This is a genomic window from Flavobacterium sp. KH_001 (genome assembly GCF_057840745.1).
Map to the genome: position 1 here is coordinate 3,175,479 of NZ_CM174520.1, position 16,339 is coordinate 3,191,817.

Consider the following 16,339-nt stretch of genomic DNA (forward strand, 5'->3'; position numbering starts at 1 on the left):
AATTATTTTATTAAAGTAATTAAGTTTACGTTATTCTAAGTGTTTTGATTGCCGGAACCCATTCGTCTTTGTGGCAAACTTTACATTTTGCGGTTCCTGTTTTTTGTTCTTCGGTATGGCCGCAAAAAGTGCAGGCGTGCACACCTTCATTTAATATGTTTTTACTTTTGTCGTTAAATAAGCCCGGTAGAATAGGTAAACCATATTTCACCTCTTTATCTTCATAGAAAAACACACTGATTTCTCCGCTGGTTTCTATAAAAGCATGTTTTATCTGTCCTAAATGTTCGATAGATTTGATGCGTAATTCAGAGAAAAATTCATCTTGCGCCAGACTTTCTTTTTTAAAAGTGGAGATCGAAAACTTACCATCCTGAATAAGGCATTCTGTTTTTCCTTCAATAAATTCTTCGAACTTTTTGCTTTTTCCTGTCAGCCAGGTTACGGAACGATATAAAATAATAATTACCATGAAAACTATTGCTGCGGGAATAATACCGACATCTTCATAGAACATTGGATCTCCTGCTGCAGAACCTAATGCAATGATAATTACAGTTTCAAAAACGGATAATTGTTTTACACCTCGTTTTCCTGCTAACTTTAAAGTCAGCAATAAAATGATAAACATGACAGTAGAACGAAATACAACTTCTAAGGCAAAATTTGCCGGCAAATCATTGTAAAATAATCTATTCCATTCGAAGATTTCTTTCATTTCTTTTTGAGGTTCAAAGGTTCAGAGTGGCAAAGGTTCAAAGGTTTTTTTGGAAACCAGATAAATTGTTTTTATGTAAAAAAGGTTCTGAAATCTTTGCATCTCAGAACCTTAGTATCTTAGTAACTTATGCGAGCGCTAGCTCGATTGCGTTTGTGAACAAATCTTCCAGAGAAATTCCGGCTGCTTTGGCTTGTTGCGGAATTAAACTTTCAGTTGTTAAACCTGGAATAGTGTTCATTTCAAGCATGTAAGGTTCGTTGTCTACGATGATGAATTCACTTCTTGAGAATCCTTTCATTTTTAAAACTTCGTAGGCACGTTTTGCAGTTTCACCTACTTTCTGTGTTAATTCGTCTGAAATTCTGGCTGGTGTGATTTCCTGTGATTTTCCTTCGTATTTAGCTTCATAATCGAAGAAATCATTGTCTGAAACAATTTCGGTAATTGGCAATACTTTAATTTCTCCTTTGTAATTGATTACGCCGACAGAAACTTCTGTTCCGTCAAGAAAACTTTCGATGATGATTTCATTATCTTCTTTATAAGCCACTTCAATCGCAATTGGTAATTCAGCTTCTGATTTTACTTTTGAAATTCCGAAACTTGAACCTGCTTTGTTTGGTTTTACGAAACATGGCAGACCCACTTTTTTAACGATTTCTGCAGTATCAATTACATCACCTTTATTTAGATAATAAGAGATAGCGGTTTTGATTCCGTATGGCTTTAAAACCGATAATAAATCACGTTTATTGAAAGTTAATGCTGATTGGTAATAATCGCAAGATGATTGTGGAATTCCTAATAATTCAAAATACGCCTGCATTAATCCGTCTTCGCCCGGAGTTCCGTGAATTGCGTTGAAAACACAATCAAAAGTGATTTTTTGATCGTTTACAGTTACAGAAAAATCATTTTTATCAATGGCAAATTCGGCGTTGTTTTCGTCTACATAAACCCATTTTTCCTTAAAAATATGAATTCGGAATCCGTTGTATTTTGTTTTGTCAAGATATTGATGAACGACGTTTCCTGAAATAAGAGAAATTTTATATTCGCTTGAATACCCGCCCATGATAATGGCAATATTTTTCATTATATATTTTTGTTTAAAGTTTTATTTTGTTTCACGTTTCAAGTTTTGCCACGACCCGAGCGATAGCGAACGGACGAAGCAATTGCAATAATGTTCACTAATTCCTCCATTCTGTTTGTCATTTCGACGAAGGAGAAATCACACTAGAAGCTCCGTTTGCTGCGTCAATTCAGTGCGTTACTCTCTGGATGTGATTTCTCCTTCGTCGAAATGACAGAAGAGAAATCTTCTTTTGAAAAAGAGTGCCCTAGCCCCGATAGAGGCGGTATCCTTTTTTGAGGCGATTTTTCTTCGCCTTAAAAAAGATATAGCCGAAAGCGGGAAATAGCTCCTAATAATTGAAATTCCAAAATTGAAATTCCAAATTCCAAAAATGTACAATTTAAGTAACATTAGCAGTATGATATTACTAATCTTACTTAAAACAAAATTATCATTTTTTTTGAAACGAAATAGCTTTATCTTTGCGACTAATAAAAATAAATTTATGAGTTTACGTCAGTATTTAACAAGCCGGGTTTTTTTCGTGCAAATTTTAATAGCGTTTGCTATTATTGCTGTTTTAGGTTATTTGTTTATGCATTGGTTGACTTTTACAACTGATCACGGACATGAAATTGAGGTTCCGAATTTAGCAAAATTAACTGAAGAACAAGTTGAAGAGAAATTGGACGAATTAGACTTAGATTACGTGCTTTTGGATAGTGTGGATTATAGAAGTCAGTTCCCAAAATACAGTGTTGTTGAGCAAGATCCGTTGCCGGGAACGAAAGTAAAAGTGGGAAGAAAAATATATATTAAAATTAATTCTTCAGGATTTTCATCAGTTAAAATCCCTGATTTAATTGAGAAAACGTATCGTGAAGCGGTTCCGACTTTGAAGGCTTTAGGTCTTGAAGCAGGGACGATTACTTATATTCCGAACCTTGGAAAAGATATGGTTTTGGAGATGCGTTATAAAGGAAGAAACTTAAAAGTAGGAGACCGCGTGCTAAAAGCTTCTAAAATCGACTTAGTTTTAGGAGATGGAAAAGCAACGTATGTAGATGATAGTCAGGCAACAGATAGTTTAGCAGTGCCTGAGACAGAAACCCCAAAAGATGAACAATAATATTGAAAATTTAGATCTGGAAGACGAATTATTCGAGCATTTCAGATTTGAAGTCCCTAAAGGTCAGGCGTTTTTACGTATTGACAAATATTTAATGAATTTGATTCAGAATGCGACGCGAAATAAGATTCAGAACGCCGCTACTGAAGGAAACATTTTTGTAAATGATATTCCCGTAAAATCAAATTATAAAGTAAAACCATTTGATGTTGTAACGGTTATGTTATCGCATCCGCCATTTGAAAACCATATTCTTCCGGAAGATCTTCCGTTGAATATTGTTTATGAAGACGATGCTTTGTTATTGATTAACAAAGAGCCGGGAATGGTAGTACATCCGGGTCACGGAAATTACACTGGAACGTTGGTAAATGCTTTGGCACATCATTTTGATAATTTGCCAATGAACAGCAGTGAACGTCCGGGATTGGTACACCGAATTGACAAAGATACATCCGGACTTTTGGTTGTGGCTAAAACGGAAGCGGCCATGACACATTTGGCAAAACAATTTGAAGCCAAAACTTCTGAACGAGAATATATTGCCCTTGTTTGGGGGAATGTTACAGAAGAGGAAGGTACGATTGAAGGAAATCTTGCCAGACACTTAAAAGACCGCATGCAAATGGCTGTTTTTGCTGATCCTGAAATTGGAAAACCGGCAATAACACATTATAAAGTTTTGGAGCGTTTTGGTTATGTGACTTTGATTTCCTGCAGATTAGAAACCGGAAGAACACACCAGATTCGTGCGCATATGAAACATATTGGGCATCCGTTGTTTAATGACGAACGTTACGGTGGTCATTTGATTTTGAAAGGAACTACGTTTACTAAATACAAACAGTTTATTGAGAACTGTTTCAAAGCATTGCCACGTCAGGCTTTGCATGCCAAAACACTTGGTTTTGTGCATCCGAATACAGGCGAAATGATGCGTTTTGATACGGAACTGCCTCAGGATTTTCAGGATTGTATTGAGAAATGGCGTAATTATGTGAAATCGCATAATACGGAAGAGGAAGAGAATTAATTTGATAATTTGTCAATTAGAAAATTAGATAATTTCTTAAACACAAATTCCACTAATTTACACTGATTAATTTCGTGTAAATTAGTGGAATTTGTGTTTTACTTCTATTTATTCAATCGTTTTAATTGTTAAGTCTATTATTTTGGCTTCGCCGTTGGTTAAGAAACCTAATTTTCCTTTTTCGCTTAGATTACTTTTTTCGATGGAACATTCTAAGAAAGTTTCATTATTGACTGAAAAGTACAATTGATTATTGGCAACTCTTATTTTAACTGAATACCATTTGTTGTTTTCTAACTTCATTGGTTTTTTGAATAAAGTTGGGCCGCCGCGTTTACCATATTCATCGCTGTTTTTACTGTAAACTCCTTTTCCAATTACGATATTTTGATCGATTTGATACAGATACGTTCGGATGTATTTTTCTTTGTCGATGTTTAACATTACCTCAAATAAGGATTCTTTGGTTATGTTGACTTTAAAATCGATTTCATAATTTTTGGGAAGTTGTTTTTTAGATTCTATAACGCCCCAATGCATTGGGCCTCCAATTCCAATTATAGTATCTTTTTGCAGCAACCATTCTTTTGAATTAAAATCCCAATCTGATTTAAACTTAGAAATTTTGGTGATTTTGTATTCTTTATTTGCTGTTGAAATTGTGGTAGAACACGAAATTGCTATTTGTGTAATTGCAAATAGCGCTATTAATTTGATTTTCATTTATGTGTTTTAATTTGACTCTGAATTTTATCAATATAAGAAAACTCAAAACTTCATCTTGAAATGTAATTAAAATGAAATAGAACTATCTTTTAATATTTTTTGTAGACGTATAATTTCGCTTACTAATTGAGGCACAACATTTCTTGACATCACGATAAAATCTTGATCATCTTTTCGAATATTAAAAAATTCTATATCATAATCTCTATCATTTTCGTCTCCTGTCATAATAAAACTTGATCCGCTTTCGTGATCTCTTCCTTCTATGAAAGAATTCCAAGGTGGTCTGGTGGCTTTATTACAAATTTTAATAATGTTCTCCAGTTCTTTAGTTTCCATACTTTTTAGTTTAACTCCGAGTGGTATTTTATTTTTCCGATTGAGCCCGTTGATGCTGGTAATAATTCAAAAACAGAAGTAGGAGCCAGGCCGGATTCAATACGATGTGAAACGTATAAAATACTCACGTTTGTTTCTTGTTTTATGGTGTTGATCAATTGAATCACCATATCTACATTTTCGTCGTCTAAACCTTCTACAGGCTCATCTAAAATTAATAGAGGCGGATGTTTTAAGACGGCACGAACAATTAATCCAACTCTTTGCTGACCGATAGAAAGATCTATGAAACGTTTTTTTCTTAAATGTGTCATTTCAATAACTTCAAGCCATTGCGAAACAATTTGTTTTTGGTGTGTGGTTGGTTCAATATAAAGTCCGATGGAATCGAAAAATCCGGAAAGAATCATTTCTTCCAGCGTATGAGCTTTTTGAAATAAATCGGTCATAGAAGTAGCGAAGATTCCGATTTGCTTTTTGATGTCCCAAACGCTTTCTCCGGTTCCTTTTTTTCTTCCGAATAAATATAAATCCTGACCAAATCCTTTTGGGTTATCGCCTGTGATCAAAGATAAAATAGTGCTTTTTCCGGAACCATTGGGGCCAATTAGTTGCCAGAATTCTCCTTGTTTTATCGTCCATGAAATATTGTCCAGAATTTTTCTTTCCTCATAACTAACGGAAACATTTTCCATTTTAATTAATACACTTTCGTGGAAAGAATGCGGTTCAATCGCTTTTGGAATTGCGGCTGTATTTAAGGTTTTAAAATGATTTTCGGTTTTTGAAATCGGATGTAATTCAAAGGAATTGTCTTTGATTTGTGCCTTGTTGGGAACAAATTCCAAAACATCAGAAACTCGATTTACCAATTGAATAATGGCAATATCATCTGTTAGTTTTTCTAATGATTGTGCTAGAACGACTCTTGAGGCCTGATCTAAATGATCAAAAGGATTATCAAAAATGATAAAATCCGGTTTTTGGTTGATGCAGTATTTTAAAAATTCTTTTTTGCGTTCGCCGGATGAAAAGGTTCGTAGTTGTCTGTGTGATTCCGGAGAAGCCTCTACCGAATCATACTGATACTCTTTTTCGATGAATTTTTCAATGGCGATGTCTGAAAATAAAATTCCTTTTTTATTGTTAAAAACGGCTAATTCTCCTTTGGCGCTGCCGGAAAGCAATATGTCTATAAAGGCTTTTTTATTTACTAAGTTTGATAAAAGGATATCCCAATGCTGCATTTTTATATTTTAAAATAATTATTCTGTTTTCTGTGTAAACATTTCGCGATCGTTTCTCGACCATTCGCTCCAAGAGCCAACATATAATTTTGGAATTTCAATTCCGGCAAAATCTATTGCTAGTAAAGTATGGCAGGCTGTTACGCCTGAACCGCAATGAACGATTACATTTTCAGGTTTTGTATTGCCTAAAATTGACTTATATTTTTGATTTAAATCCTCAGCCGATTTATAAAAACCATCTTCATTTAAATTTTCGCTAAACGGAACGTTAATCGCTCCGGGAATATGGCCCGCAATTAAATCCAACGGTTCTGTGAGACCATCAAAACGATTCTTGTCTCTAACATCGATTACTATGTTTTCGCTATTATTTCGGGCTTTTTCGACTTCTTGAATATCGGCTACAGTTAATTTCCAATTTGAAATTTTATAATCAGTTGGGACGACATCTTCTAATGCCGAACTTGTTGGAAAACCGCTTTTTATAGCTGCTTGTAAACCTCCATTTAAAACCTGAACTTTTTCATGGCCAATTGCTCTCAACATCCACCAAAAGCGTGAAGCAGCATTTGAACCGTTTTTATCATCATAAATAATAACGTGACTATTGGGAGAGATTCCCAGTTTAGAAAATACTTCTGAAAACTTTTCTAAAGAAGGTAAAGGATGTCTTCCGCCATTTGCAGGATTTTCTTCAACAGTTGCTAAATCCCGATTCAAATCGACATAACGCGCGCCTTTTAAGTGCTCGTTTTTATAGTTTTCTTCAGCATTGACTCCGGCTCTGGCATCAATTAAAACAATTTCTAATGAATCTTTTAATTGGATTAACTCTTGAGGGTTTATTATTGGAGAAAGTTTGTGTGACATTTTGAAATCATTTATTTTTTTGAATTTCCGAATACTTGTAAGGCATTCAGAATTAGTTTATTTTGATTCTCATTTTCAAAAGTATGTGAAAGTGTTTTATTAGTTCCGTGTTCGTAATCGATATCATTATGGCCCATGTTTACGTAGAGCATTTTATATTTTTTATTGGTCCAAACTACAGGATAATAGCCGCTATGCCAAATTTCATGCGCTTTTGGTCCGGTTCCGAGCGGAAAACTGCTTTCGTCAATCGCTACCAGAATTTTAATATCTGGATTTTTAGTTAAATCGTTGCTCCATCTATACCATTCGTTGGGTTGTGATGAAAAAGTTTTAGGAAGTCCTTTTGTTATCGGATCTTCCTTTTCAACTCTTAAAACTGCCGATGTTGGTCGCCAGGTATTACTTCCGTATTCGCCGGAACCTAAGAAAATATTATGATACCAATTCCAGTTTAGAGGGTATGAAGAATCATTTAAGGCGAAGGCCGAAAAATGAAATCCAATAAAAGCACCACCGTTTTCCATATATTTCTGAAAAGCTTCTCTTTGACTTTGCGTTTCTGGTCTTGTGTCTAAAAATAAAACGACTTTATATTGTGCTAAAAATTTGGCATTCAGATTGTCCCAATTGCTGGTTGAATCGTATTCAAAATGATTTTCGTCTGCAATTTTAGGAAACCACTTATTCGCTTCGTGAACAAAGCTGATATGCGCCTGATCATTTTTTGCCGTATAAAAAGCAATTACTTTAAATTTTGAATTTGCTTTTTTAGCTTGTGAAAATCCTAAAAAGCAAATCGAAAAAACAACAATCAGAATATATTTTTTAAACATGAGATCTGTTTTTTTTGACTAGCTAGGAATTTTTTCGATTAGTATTTCGTTACCTGCCAGATTAAAATAAATACAAGTCATTTCGATAATATCAACTCTCCATTTTGCTATTCCGCATTGCCCACATTGATTACAAAAAGTCATATAATCACTCTGTCCGTCCTGATGTGCTACTAAAAATTCGATAAAGCGTTCTTTATTTACTGTTGACGAAATTGGTATTAAATCATATTTTTCATCAGAGGCAACGGTATAATTGTTTACGCCATAATATTCAGTATGTCCGTCATTGACAAAAGTATCATAGCCTTTTACGCCTAAAATGATTAAGTCCTGTATGTAATTTGGAAAATCTGCTCCGCTTTTTACTTTAGCATGTGCTTCTTTTATTTGTTCTATTGTAAACATATATTTTGAGTTTTTAATTATCAATATTTATTGTTTCAAAAATACGATTAATGGTTTTATAAATTGATCGAAAGATTCAATATGTGGTAAATGTCCTGTGTTTGGCACTTCGACTAATTTTGAGTTCGGAATTGCTTTTTGTGTTTTTTTGCCCAATTCGGCGTAGTTTCCCATTGTTTTTTTGACTTCTTCAGAAACCAGGTTTTTGCCTAAAGCGGTTTTGTCTCTTGTTCCGATAATTAAAAGGGCAGGGCTTTTGATGTTTTTGAATTCGTATACAACGGGCTGTGTAAAAATCATATCATATAAAAGCGCCGAATTCCATGCCACGCGATCATAATCCGGAGCTGAAGTCCAACCGGCGCCAAGCTCAGCCCATTTTTGGAAATCGGCATTCCATTTTCCATCATAATAATTCGCCATTTGGTACTTTTTGATGGCTTCGTAATTTTGTTTTAATTCTGATTCGTACCACCAATCTACAGGTTTGTAAGGAACGACCAATTTCCAGTCTTCTAAACCAATTGGGTTTTCTAATACTAGTTTTTCTGTAGTTTCCGGATACATTAAAGCAAATCTTGTCGCCAGCATTCCGCCCATGGAATGTCCTAAAATCGCTGTTTTTTCAATACCCAAATGAGCTAATAATTTTTTTGTATTCTCGGCTAACTGCTGAAATGTATATTGAAAATTATCTGGTTTGGTAGATTTTCCAAAACCAATCTGATCCGGAACGATGACACGAAAACCTTCTTTAGCCAAAGCTTTAATGGTAGTTTCCCAATAGGCTCCGTTGAAGTTTTTACCATGAAGGAGTACGATATTTTTCTTGTTGTAATTTTCAGGAATGATATCCATATAGGCCATTTTTAGAAGTTGACGCTGATTGCTCAATTCTATAAATTTTACTGGAAAAGGATATTCGTAATTGGTTAAGTTAATGTCTAAAGACTTAATGTTTCCTTCCTGAGAAAAACAAACTATAGGAAATAGCACTAAGAGCAGTTTTATAATTTTCATTTTAGGACTGATTTAGGATTAAGAACTATAAAATTACCGTTAACCATTTTGAAAAGCAAAAATTAAAGTCTTAAAGTTATGAGAAAATTATAGCAAATATACCTCCTTAATTTTAGTATTTACTTTGAATATTGATTGAATGTAAGAATTTAATTACTTAAAATTTACACTTAATCGAGTAATATGGTTATTTGAGGAACTTCTTTTATTAACAAGAAAAATAGATGTAAATTAGAGTAAGAATGTTGTCAGCTAAACTTGGTATTATGAAAAAAACAATACTATTACTCTTGCTCACAGTCCCCACATTTGCCCAGGAAATCAACACATTTGATTTCGCAGTAATAAACTCTACATTAATATCTGCAAATATCGATCTCGATAAGGGCCGGAGCGTTGTCGCGGCCAATGAAGATCAATATTCGGCCTATTTTCAGTATGCACTTAATATGTGTGATGATGATATTATTTTTGGTGCCGGAATCGATAAGTCGGAAATTGACCGAACCTATATTGGGTATATCGGAAAAATTTGCGGCAAATTCAGAGCTACTATTGGTCTTGGTTATCTGGAATCCCGAAGCGGTTATGACGGAACCTTTACCGGTTTTAGTGTTTCATGGCATTTTTCTGAAAACACTTATATAGGTGGTAACCTAGAAAATCTGCATTCGACCAGTGTCGATTATGAAACCGATGAAAGCTTCGATTACTATAAAAAACTAGTTCCGAAGGCTTTTGGAAGTTATGAAGTTATTCCCAACGTTATTGTTTTCGGACAATTGAGCAGCAGGGTAAATGATATTGCTTTGAAATATCAGGTTCGTCGTTTTTCAGCAGGTGGATTTTATTCCGGACATGGAGTAGAAGGTATTTTTGGAACCGTAAACTTGGGCCGATTTGCAATTTCCTGCAGTACAACTTTTGATAAAGTGAATTTTGGATTGAAATTTCAGTAAAATGTCAGGCCACGGATTTGACAGATTAAACGGATTGTCGCGGATTTTTTCTTTTTTGCCTATTTTGAGGATTCTTCAGTACTTGTTTTGTCTTTTTTTAAAGTCACAACTCGCTGAGGATACGGAATGTCAATAGCTGCTTCATCGAAACGTTTTTTGATGCTTTGCAGTAAATCGCAATACATTACAAAACCATCTGTCGAATTTTTTGCCCAGGCCCAGGCTTTTAGTGTTACACTGGAATCTGCCAGTGCCACAACGCGAGCTACAACCAAAGGTGCTTTTTGTTTCTTGGTTTCAGCTGTTCTGGTATCAATAAAAAGAGGATGTTTGGCAATTTCGTCTTTCATGATTTCTAATGCTTTTTCAACATCAGAATCATATCCAATTCCGATTTCAATTATTTTACAGCATTTTGTGTCATGCATATTGGTGTTGACAATAATCTGATTGCTGATGACCGCATTCGGAATAATGATTCGGTTGTTTTCGGCATCTTTCAAAACAACTTGTCTAAGATTTATATCTTCAACCGTGCCGACAAAATTGTTGATAGTTATTTTATCATTGATTCTGAAAGGTTTAAAAATAACTAAGAAAATACCGCTGACAATATTACTTAAAGCTTGTTGAGAAGCCAAACCAGCGACTAAAGAAATCATTCCCGCACCCGCTAAAACGGAATGCCCAATAATTTTAAACTCCGGAATTTGTATGAGTGCAAAAGCAAAACCAAGAATATAAATTACAGTTATAATTAAATGTTTTAAAAACTTGAATCCGGTTGCATCATAATCTTTATTAGCCTGTTTGCGATACAAAAAGTAGCGAAGCACTTTATCTGTTATTGCACCAAGAATAATTGTCGTAATAGCTATAAAGGCGATAAAGAAACCTATTCTAAAGTCTTTTAAGTAATCAACCATAATTTTTGATTTAAGAAAAAAATCCAAAAAACATATTTAAATACTGTTTTTTGGATTTGATAAAGTTATGAAAAAGGATGTTTGTTTTTATAAACCAACGAAATCATCACTTTTTGGAAAAATACTTAAAGCTTCAATCGCAATTTCAGGAGTTGGAGAAGCTAGTTTACGTAGTTTAGTATCCATCCAGGCGCCATCAACCGTAATGACAGCACAAAGTGTATCATCTTCTCTTCTGAATTCGTGAATAATTGACCAGCGAGAAGCATCCGCTTTCATTTTTGATGTTTTGGTATGAATAAATATTTTGTCTGAAAGTTTTAGTTCTTTTCTAAAAACGCATTCTTCTCTAAACAAAACAGGACCAAATCCTTGTGTTTGCATCACTCTCAAAGTTAAACCTAACTCCTCAAGGATTTCGATACGGTGTTGTGCACCAAAATCGTAATAAGCACTGTGACGAACGTGGAAATTAGGGTCAAGATCAGACCAGCGAAAAGAAATTTCTTTAATAAATGAAGCCATTTTTTATTGTATTTTAATTTTTATTACGAGTGTTTCTTAAAGATTTTGGTCTTTATAAAACAGTCCTTTTTAGAAAATCGAAATTACGAATTAAAAAGGAAATGTATGATATAAATTGAAAATATTATGCATGCATATAAAAAGAACTTACATTTTTACTTCATTATAAAGTTTTCAAAAAAAGAAGAAAGAGCTGTTTTTATTTGAATTACAAACTTTCAAGATTATCCCATTCATATTCAATTTTATTTATTTTGATGTAGTAGGGAATAAGCAAAAGAATTTCTAATCTAATAGGGATGTGTCCATCTCCGGAAGTAAATGGTAAGATAAACATTGCCGCAATACAAATTACAATTCCTACGATAGCATCAATTTTGGCGATTATTATGGCATTTGGCTTCTCAAACCATAATAAATACGCTGCAAAACCTTTAAGTGTCATGGTTGCAATGATAAAAATACCAACTCCCGAATATGCTGTGTTGCTTGAGAAACCATAAAGAGATAAACTAACGTTGTCTGTAAAAGCATTTCCAATTAATGATGCCAGACCGCAGACACCTAATAGCATAAAAATCCAGCAGAATGTTTTAATCCACCATGGAAGGAGTTTTCTTCTAATAATTGCTGGTTTGTCAAATTCGTCAAATTTACTTTCTAATTCCTGGTTCATGTTTTTAAGTTTATGGTTTTGGTTGACGAATATAGATTAAATTTTAATATTACTTTATTGAATTAATGTTTTTGATTATTGTCGCCTGATCCGCTGGAGAATTAGTAATTTGCAATGCCTTTTCGAAATTTTCTATGGCTTTTTTATTGTCAATATCAGTATAAAGATTGCCTAATAACGAATAATAAAAAGGATTTTGAGTAAGATTTAATTTTTCGGCTTCAATAATAGCTTCCTTTTTTCCATTTGTTTTGGCTAAAGCAAAAGTTCTGTTCAAAGCGGCAATAGGCGAATATTCTAAAAAGAGTAAATGATTATAAAGCTGCAGGATATTTTGCCATTTTTCAGGAGTATCTTCTTTCTGCGTATGCCAATAGGCGATGCTGGCTTCCAGTTGGTATTTTGAAAGTGTATTTCCTATTGATGCCTGAACAAGATAATATTGACCTTTTTCGATTAATTCCTGATTCCACAATGATTCATCCTGATCCTGATATAAGATCGTTTCACCATTTTCGTTTGTTCTGGCATCAAATCTTGAGCTATGAAAACACATTAAGGAAAGTAAAGCGTTTACAGCTGGTAAATTAGTTGTTGGATTTTCGATCAGTAAAAAAGTCAATCTCATGGCTTCTGCACAAAGGTCTTTTCTGAGAATTGTGTTTTGCGAAGTCGAATAATAACCTTCAGAAAATAATAAATACAGCGTTGTTAAAACGGTTTCCAGGCGATTGTTGATTTCAGCAATGGTAGGTTGTTCAATTTTAATATTGGCTTCTTTGAGTTTTTCTTTGGCGCGATTGATTCTTTTGTAAATAACTTCTTTATTGGTTAAAAAGCCATCTGATATTTCCTGAATTCCGAATCCGCATAATAAATTTAAAGCGAGTGCAATTTGTGCTTCGGCAGAATTTACAGGATTACAAACCGTAAAAATCATGGCTAACTGACTGTCATTAATATTTTTGTTTGACAAATCAATTTCAATTTCTTCTGACTTATTTGCTGTGTATTTTATTTCGACAGCAAGTTTTTGTTCGAAAATGGCATCTCGTTTTAAGTAATTTTTGATTTTGTTTTTTGCCACTGTATAAAGCCAGGCTGTCGGATTTTCAGGAATTCCTTTTATGCTCCAGGTTTCAGTTGCAGCCAGAAAGGTATCACTTGTAATGTCTTCGGCAATTTCGATATTTTCGATCCCAAACAAATAACAGAGTACCGAAACTATTTTTCGATACTCTGTTCTGAATAAATTGGGTAAAAGCTGACTTTCTTCCATAAATTTAAAAATGCAATCAGGAAATAAAATTAATAATTAATAGGTTCCTGTAACAGCCATACGTATTTCAACGTTACCGCCTAAATCTAATATTGGGCAGCCATTTGCAATCGCAACAGCTTCATCATAATCAGCAGCTTTTATCATAATTAACCCGCCAATTGACTCTTTGATTTCTACATAAGGTCCGTTTATGACGCTTTTATTTGTAGTCACAATTTTTCCTTCGCCATCCCAGCGTTGCAAAGGTTTTGCCAGTTTGTCCTGCGCTGCAATTCCTCCCAGCCAGTCCTGCCATAATTTTAATGAATCTTGTAATTCCTGTGGTGAAGGCTGGGTTTCTTTAGTGCTAAAATCTCTGCGAAATATTAATACAAATTCGTTCATGATGTTATTTTTTGATGTTGTAAATCAGTTTTCCTTTTATTTCAAATTAACCGAATTGTCCCACTTTGTAAGTTCCAGGTTCGTTAGGAAAAGCAAGATTAATACGGTTCCAGGTATTAATGTTTGTGATAGCTAAAGTTAAATCAATTAATTCTTGTTCTGAAAATTCTTTAGCAGTTTCGTTGTAAACTGAATCGGTTACCTCACATTTAGTTAAAGCTTCTGCCCATGCAAATGCTGCTCTTTCGCGGTTAGTGTAATATCCTGCTTCTCTCCAGGCACTTAATCCATATAATCTTTGTTCTGTTTCACCTTTATCTCTTGCATCTTTGTAATGCATATCCAGGCAATAAGCACATTGATTGATTTGAGATACTCTAAAAAGAACTAATTCGATAAGGGATTGCTCTAGAGGAGATTTTTTCAAATATCCGCCAATTGGATAAAGTGTTTTTAATGCGTTTTGTCCTTTTTCGTGAATGTTAATTCGATTTTCCATTTTGTTTAAATTTTAAATTTATAAATGTTGTTATAATGGAATAACAATCGAACTTTCAGAATTGGACAAATTATTTTATTTTTTTTAAAATTATTTTTCTTCCTCTTTAATATTTAATTTTTTGACAATCCACGGAAGTGAAAGTCCTTGCCCCACAATGGTTAAGAGTACAACCGCTACGGAAATAAATAATATTGCATTTCGTTCAGGAAAAGGAGTTCCGTCCGGGAGCAACTTTGGTAAACCCAGAGCTATAGCAAGCGAAACAATACCGCGCATTCCGGACCATGCAATAACTAAACTGTTTTTAGAATCAAGTAAGGCATGTTCACTGACTTTTCGTTTTTTTCGATCATTTTTTTGAAAAGCTTTTTGCAGGTTTATTTTCTGAAAAAAGATTCTTATCATTCTGGTTAATAAGGCTACAATAGTTATAATGGCGGCGTAACCAATATAAGGCAGAATCATATCGTTATCAATATTTTTTAAAATGTATCGAAAATTGAGTCCGATTAGGATGAAAATTAATCCGTTTAGAATGAAAATAATGACGTCCCAAAGGTTTTTGGAATTGTTTTTTAAACTCTCGGGAAAGATTTTTTTACTGAAACGCGATATAGCCAAACCTAAGCATACCACTGCAATTACTCCGGAAACATGCAGGTGCTCCGCAACTAAATAAGTGACAAAGGGCATCAAAAGCATAAAACTAACTGTGACATTTATGTTTTTGCGGACTTTGTTAAGAATGAACGCCAGAATTTTTGCCATTACAAACCCGACTAAGAATCCACCGCCTAATAAAAGTACAAACTCCAATGTTGCTTTCCAGATTATAAAAGCAGAACCCATTGCGGTCGCTACGGCAAAACGGTACGCAACCAAGGCAGATGCGTCATTAATTAAACTTTCACCTTCTAGGATTGTAATTGTTTTTTCAGGTATTGCGAGTCCTTTTGTAACGTTTACGGCTGCGACGGCATCTGTAGCTGATAATATAGCTCCGAGTACAAAGGATAACGGCCAGGTCATTCCGGGAATCATATAATGAGAAACTACGGCAATCCAAAAGGTGGTTAGAAACACAAGAGGTATTGCTAAGGTACTTATGGTGCTAAGATTTGTTTTGAAATGTTTAGGAGATATATTAAACGAAGCATCATATAATAAAGGAGGAAGAAATATCAGGAATATAATTTCGGGATTGATTTCTATTTCTGCCATTGTTGGAATAAAACCAATTCCGATTCCGACAATAACTAAAAGAATAGGATAGGGGATTTTTGATTTGTCAGCAAATGCAGAAAGACCAATGACAATGGCCAGAATAAAAATGATGATGGTGTAGTTTTCCATTAAATAGATTTAGAGACTTTTAGGAATAGCTAATTTAATTAAAAAAAAATTTGATTGTAATTGGAATAAATTTTCTTTTGAAAGAGAGTGCCCTAGCCCCGATAGAGGCGGTATCCTTTTTTAAGGCGATTTTTCTTCGCTTTAAAAAAGATATAACCGAAAGCGGGAAACAGCTCCTGAAATAACAACAAAAGCTCTTGATAATGACACGTAAAGCACTGATATGCCACGTCTGTCAGGTTTTAAAAATGTCATGTTGTCAGATGATTTTTAGTGTGCCGACATGAAAACTGACAATTTACTTTGGTTTTTTATATTGGCA

19 protein-coding genes are annotated in these 16,339 nt (G+C 34.2%); 3 read left to right on the plus strand and 16 right to left on the minus strand.

What is annotated here, in order from left to right; all coding sequences use genetic code 11:
* Positions 1–25: 25 nt before the first annotated feature.
* A complete protein-coding gene (locus AC3ITQ_RS13760; protein ID WP_489234765.1) occupies positions 26–718 on the minus strand; it encodes a DUF421 domain-containing protein in 693 nt (230 codons plus the stop codon).
* Between the two features lie 127 nt (positions 719–845).
* The gene (locus tag AC3ITQ_RS13765) at positions 846–1,817 is read right to left on the minus strand and encodes a D-alanine--D-alanine ligase (protein WP_489234766.1); all 972 of its coding nucleotides are present in this window, start codon (positions 1,815–1,817) and stop codon (positions 846–848) included.
* Between the two features lie 487 nt (positions 1,818–2,304).
* On the opposite strand from AC3ITQ_RS13765, the gene AC3ITQ_RS13770 reads away from it, so the two are divergent.
* Complete coding sequence (locus AC3ITQ_RS13770) at positions 2,305–2,928, plus strand: PASTA domain-containing protein (RefSeq protein WP_489234767.1); 624 nt, start codon at positions 2,305–2,307, stop codon at positions 2,926–2,928.
* Positions 2,918–3,961, plus strand: coding sequence for an RluA family pseudouridine synthase (locus tag AC3ITQ_RS13775; protein ID WP_489234768.1), 1,044 nt, complete (start codon positions 2,918–2,920; stop codon positions 3,959–3,961). Before AC3ITQ_RS13770 ends, AC3ITQ_RS13775 begins: the two co-directional genes overlap by 11 nt.
* A 108-nt stretch (positions 3,962–4,069) precedes the next feature.
* Here the strand turns inward: AC3ITQ_RS13775 and AC3ITQ_RS13780 are convergent, their stop codons facing one another.
* The 7 genes from AC3ITQ_RS13780 to AC3ITQ_RS13810 all read right to left on the minus strand — a co-directional run bounded on the left by AC3ITQ_RS13780 (position 4,070) and on the right by AC3ITQ_RS13810 (position 9,410).
* A complete protein-coding gene (locus AC3ITQ_RS13780) occupies positions 4,070–4,684 on the minus strand; it encodes a hypothetical protein (RefSeq protein WP_489234769.1) in 615 nt (204 codons plus the stop codon).
* A 69-nt stretch (positions 4,685–4,753) separates the two neighbouring features.
* Entirely contained in the window at positions 4,754–5,026 is a 273-nt protein-coding gene (locus AC3ITQ_RS13785; protein ID WP_489234770.1) for a hypothetical protein, read from the minus strand.
* A gap of 5 nt (positions 5,027–5,031) precedes the next feature.
* Positions 5,032–6,273 carry an ATP-binding cassette domain-containing protein gene (locus AC3ITQ_RS13790; protein WP_489234771.1) on the minus strand — a complete coding sequence of 414 codons (1,242 nt, stop codon included), beginning with the start codon at positions 6,271–6,273 and terminating at the stop codon, positions 5,032–5,034.
* Between the two features lie 18 nt (positions 6,274–6,291).
* A complete protein-coding gene (locus AC3ITQ_RS13795) occupies positions 6,292–7,146 on the minus strand; it encodes a sulfurtransferase (protein ID WP_489234772.1) in 855 nt (284 codons plus the stop codon).
* A gap of 11 nt (positions 7,147–7,157) precedes the next feature.
* A complete protein-coding gene (locus AC3ITQ_RS13800) occupies positions 7,158–7,982 on the minus strand; it encodes a ThuA domain-containing protein (RefSeq protein WP_489234773.1) in 825 nt (274 codons plus the stop codon).
* Between the two features lie 18 nt (positions 7,983–8,000).
* Positions 8,001–8,390, minus strand: coding sequence for a DUF1398 domain-containing protein (locus tag AC3ITQ_RS13805; RefSeq protein ID WP_489234774.1), 390 nt, complete (start codon positions 8,388–8,390; stop codon positions 8,001–8,003).
* A 27-nt stretch (positions 8,391–8,417) separates the two neighbouring features.
* Positions 8,418–9,410 carry an alpha/beta fold hydrolase gene (locus tag AC3ITQ_RS13810; protein ID WP_489234775.1) on the minus strand — a complete coding sequence of 331 codons (993 nt, stop codon included), beginning with the start codon at positions 9,408–9,410 and terminating at the stop codon, positions 8,418–8,420.
* A gap of 266 nt (positions 9,411–9,676) precedes the next feature.
* Here AC3ITQ_RS13810 and AC3ITQ_RS13815 point away from each other — a divergent pair, with 266 nt between their 5' ends.
* On the plus strand, positions 9,677–10,369 hold the full coding sequence (locus AC3ITQ_RS13815; RefSeq protein ID WP_489234776.1) for a hypothetical protein: 693 nt from the start codon (positions 9,677–9,679) through the stop codon (positions 10,367–10,369).
* A 59-nt stretch (positions 10,370–10,428) separates the two neighbouring features.
* Here the strand turns inward: AC3ITQ_RS13815 and AC3ITQ_RS13820 are convergent, their stop codons facing one another.
* The 7 genes from AC3ITQ_RS13820 to AC3ITQ_RS13850 form a co-directional block, all read right to left on the minus strand.
* Entirely contained in the window at positions 10,429–11,295 is an 867-nt protein-coding gene (locus tag AC3ITQ_RS13820; RefSeq protein ID WP_489234777.1) for a mechanosensitive ion channel family protein, read from the minus strand.
* 87 nt (positions 11,296–11,382) lie between these two features.
* On the minus strand, positions 11,383–11,820 hold the full coding sequence (locus AC3ITQ_RS13825; RefSeq protein ID WP_133507135.1) for an acyl-CoA thioesterase: 438 nt from the start codon (positions 11,818–11,820) through the stop codon (positions 11,383–11,385).
* A gap of 208 nt (positions 11,821–12,028) precedes the next feature.
* Positions 12,029–12,496, minus strand: a complete 468-nt coding sequence (locus AC3ITQ_RS13830) for a hypothetical protein (protein ID WP_489234778.1) — start codon at positions 12,494–12,496, stop codon at positions 12,029–12,031.
* A 49-nt stretch (positions 12,497–12,545) separates the two neighbouring features.
* On the minus strand, positions 12,546–13,775 hold the full coding sequence (locus AC3ITQ_RS13835) for an RNA polymerase sigma factor (RefSeq protein WP_489234779.1): 1,230 nt from the start codon (positions 13,773–13,775) through the stop codon (positions 12,546–12,548).
* A 36-nt stretch (positions 13,776–13,811) separates the two neighbouring features.
* On the minus strand, positions 13,812–14,162 hold the full coding sequence (locus tag AC3ITQ_RS13840) for a YciI family protein (RefSeq protein ID WP_489234780.1): 351 nt from the start codon (positions 14,160–14,162) through the stop codon (positions 13,812–13,814).
* 46 nt (positions 14,163–14,208) lie between these two features.
* On the minus strand, positions 14,209–14,661 hold the full coding sequence (locus tag AC3ITQ_RS13845; RefSeq protein ID WP_489234781.1) for a carboxymuconolactone decarboxylase family protein: 453 nt from the start codon (positions 14,659–14,661) through the stop codon (positions 14,209–14,211).
* 90 nt (positions 14,662–14,751) lie between these two features.
* On the minus strand, positions 14,752–16,017 hold the full coding sequence (locus tag AC3ITQ_RS13850; RefSeq protein ID WP_489234782.1) for a Na+/H+ antiporter: 1,266 nt from the start codon (positions 16,015–16,017) through the stop codon (positions 14,752–14,754).
* Between the last annotated feature and the right edge of the window lie 322 nt (positions 16,018–16,339).